Genomic DNA, 2,517 nt, shown 5'->3' with positions numbered 1-2,517 from the left:
ATCCCGGCCTTGCCGTCGCGCAATGCGTCGACGAGAATGATGCCCATGATTTCGACGCGCAGATCGAATGCGTCAAAGGGCTGATCCGCGATCACCGGGAGGTCGCGGCGCTGCACAAATATGCGAAACCGGGCCTGCGCGCGGCGCTCGAGCGCTGCGTCGCCGACTATGGCGGGAACGCGCGGCCCGACTGGAACATGATCGAGATATGTTCGGGCCGCGACCAGGCCTTGTGGACCGACGTATCGGTTGCGGGGGACAGGTTCGACGCCGACCGGGCGCGCATTCATTGCAAAAAGGAACAGGAAGAAAGGGCGGAGCTGGACCTCGAAGATTGCTTCAAGGACGAAGTGATCAGCCACCGCAATTATACGCTGTTCAAGGCTGTCTATCTGGACAAGGCCCTCCAGTCGGCCTTTCGGATATGTCTGGATCGCTGGACGACCGACAATGAGACCAATGACTGGGGCATGGTCAATTTTTGCGCGCAGGACCAGCTCGACGGTTTTGAACGACTGGCGCCGATGCGCGCGGACGCCGGGTCCGCGGATACGGGGCGCGACCGGCGCAGATCGAAAAACTGAACCCCGACCGGAATCAGACGGGCGGCGCTTCGGCCGCGATTTCGGCAACGAGCCAGTTCCTGAACCGCAACATCGCTTCGCTTTCGGGGCGCGACATCAGGCGGGTGAGCCAGTAGCGGCCGGCATCGATGGTCAGCGTGAAAGGCTGGACCAGATGTTCGGACGCGAGTTCGCGCGCGAACATCGACGGGGGCGCGAGCGCGACGCCAAGGCCCGCGGTCGCCGCCGACGCCATCAGCGCCGAGCTGTCGAAGACCGGGCCGCGGAGGACGGGTAAGGGCACCCCTGCGGCGGCGAACCAGAGCGCCCATTCGTCGGCGCGGTACGAGCGCAGCAGGCGCTCGTGAACGAGGTCGGCGGGCGATTTGAGCCGCGCAGCGGTCGCTGGGGTGCAGAGCGGCGCCATCGGGGCCGCGCGCAACGGTTCGGCGTGGGTGCCGTGCCACGCCCCGTCACCAAAGCGGAGCGCATAATCGAGCGCTTCGCCAGCGAGGTCGACGCGGTTGTTGTTGGTCGAGATGCGGAGATCGATCGTGGGAAAAGCGCGCGCGAAGCCGTCGAGGCGCGGAAGCAGCCAGCCGGTCGCGAAGGTGCCGACGACGCCGACCTTGAGCGCTTCGCGGAAACGGCCGTCGGCGTACTGGTCGAGCGTTGCGGCGACGCGGTCGAAGGCGTCGGCGAGGACGGGGACGAGCGCATGGCCTTCGTCGGTGAGTCCGAGGCCGCGCGGCAGGCGGTGAAAGAGGCGCGTGCCGAGGCGGCGTTCGAGCTGCGCGACCTGATGGCTGACCGCGCCCTGGCTGACGTGCAGCTCGATCGCCGCGCGCGTGAAATTGAGGTGGCGGGCCGCCGCGTCGAAGGCGCGCAGGGCGTTGAGCGGGAGCTGGGCGCGATCCATGGTTATATATGAGATAATCTCATGGCTTTGTCGAGAAATGATGCTTTGTGAAGCCACCGCGCGATGGGCATCCCGATCGGTGAAGGGAGACGAAAGATGATGAAGACGATCGCGCTGGCCTTGTGGATGATCGGGACGGCGGGAGCCTCGCAGGCGGCAACCGACGACCCGCTGACGAAGCCGATGGCCGTCGAACGCGCAAAGGAGTGGCTGAAACCCTTGCCGCCCGAGAAGATTTTCGGGACGAGCTACCTCGTCGGTTTCGGCGGCCTGAGCGTTGCGTTGATCGACACCGGCGACGGGTTGGTGCTGATCGATGGCGCCTTGCCGCAGGCGGCACCCGCGATCCTCGCCAATGTCCGTGCGCTGGGGTTCGATCCCGCAGACATCAAATATATTCTGAGCACCGAACCACATTGGGACCATGGCGGCGGGTTCGCCGCGCTGACGCGCGACACGGGGGCGACGGTGGTGGCGAGTGCCCGCGGCGCCGAAGGCTTGCGCGCGGGTGCGATGGCGGCCGACGATCCGCAGCTCGCCTATGGTGGCACCTGGCCGGGCGTCGAGCGGCTGCGCGTGGTGAAGGATGGTGAGGTTCTGCAGCTCGGCAAGATCGCGATCACCGCGCAGGCGACGCCGGGGCATACGATGGGCAGCATGAGCTGGAGCTGGCAAGCGTGCGAGGCCGCAGCGTGCAAGGCGATCGTCTTTGCGTCGAGCCTCAACCCGGTGACCGCGGACGGCTATCGCTATACGAGCGCGGCCGGCGCACCGTTCGTCGCGGGCTTCGAGGCGAGCTACCGCCGGATGGACGAACTGCCGTGCGACATATTGATTTCGGCGCATCCCGACAATGCGGGCGAGGGGCGGTATAGCGACAAGCCCGGCGCGTGCCGCGCCTATGCCGACCGCTCGCGCGGGTTGCTCGCGAAGCGGCTGGCCGGTGAAAAAGCGGGGACGGTGAAATGATGGGCCTTCCTCCCTGTGGCGAAGCCTGGGGAGGGGGACCGTTCGCGAAGCGAATGGTGGAGGGGC

Annotated in this window: 3 protein-coding genes; 2 read left to right on the top strand and 1 reads right to left on the bottom strand. The window is 66.5% G+C overall.

The annotated features are described in order from the left end of the window. On the top strand, nucleotides 1-584 hold a 584-nt coding region (locus tag VGD20_RS04125), incomplete at its 5' end, for a hypothetical protein (protein WP_331133230.1). A gap of 13 nt (nucleotides 585-597) precedes the next feature. Here VGD20_RS04125 and VGD20_RS04120 read toward each other — a convergent pair. After that, entirely contained in the window at nucleotides 598-1,482 is an 885-nt protein-coding gene (locus tag VGD20_RS04120) for a LysR family transcriptional regulator (RefSeq protein ID WP_331133229.1), read from the bottom strand. Between the two features lie 99 nt (nucleotides 1,483-1,581). Between VGD20_RS04120 and bla the strand changes: the two genes are divergently transcribed. Then, on the top strand, nucleotides 1,582-2,451 hold the full coding sequence (gene bla, locus VGD20_RS04115) for a subclass B3 metallo-beta-lactamase (protein WP_331133231.1): 870 nt from the start codon (nucleotides 1,582-1,584) through the stop codon (nucleotides 2,449-2,451). Nucleotides 2,452-2,517 lie beyond the last annotated feature (66 nt).

Origin of the sequence: Sphingopyxis sp. (assembly GCF_036402335.1) — a bacterium.
GTDB lineage: Bacteria > Pseudomonadota > Alphaproteobacteria > Sphingomonadales > Sphingomonadaceae > Sphingopyxis.
Note: the sequence above shows the minus strand (reverse complement) of the source record. Positions and strands in the feature narration are given on the sequence as shown.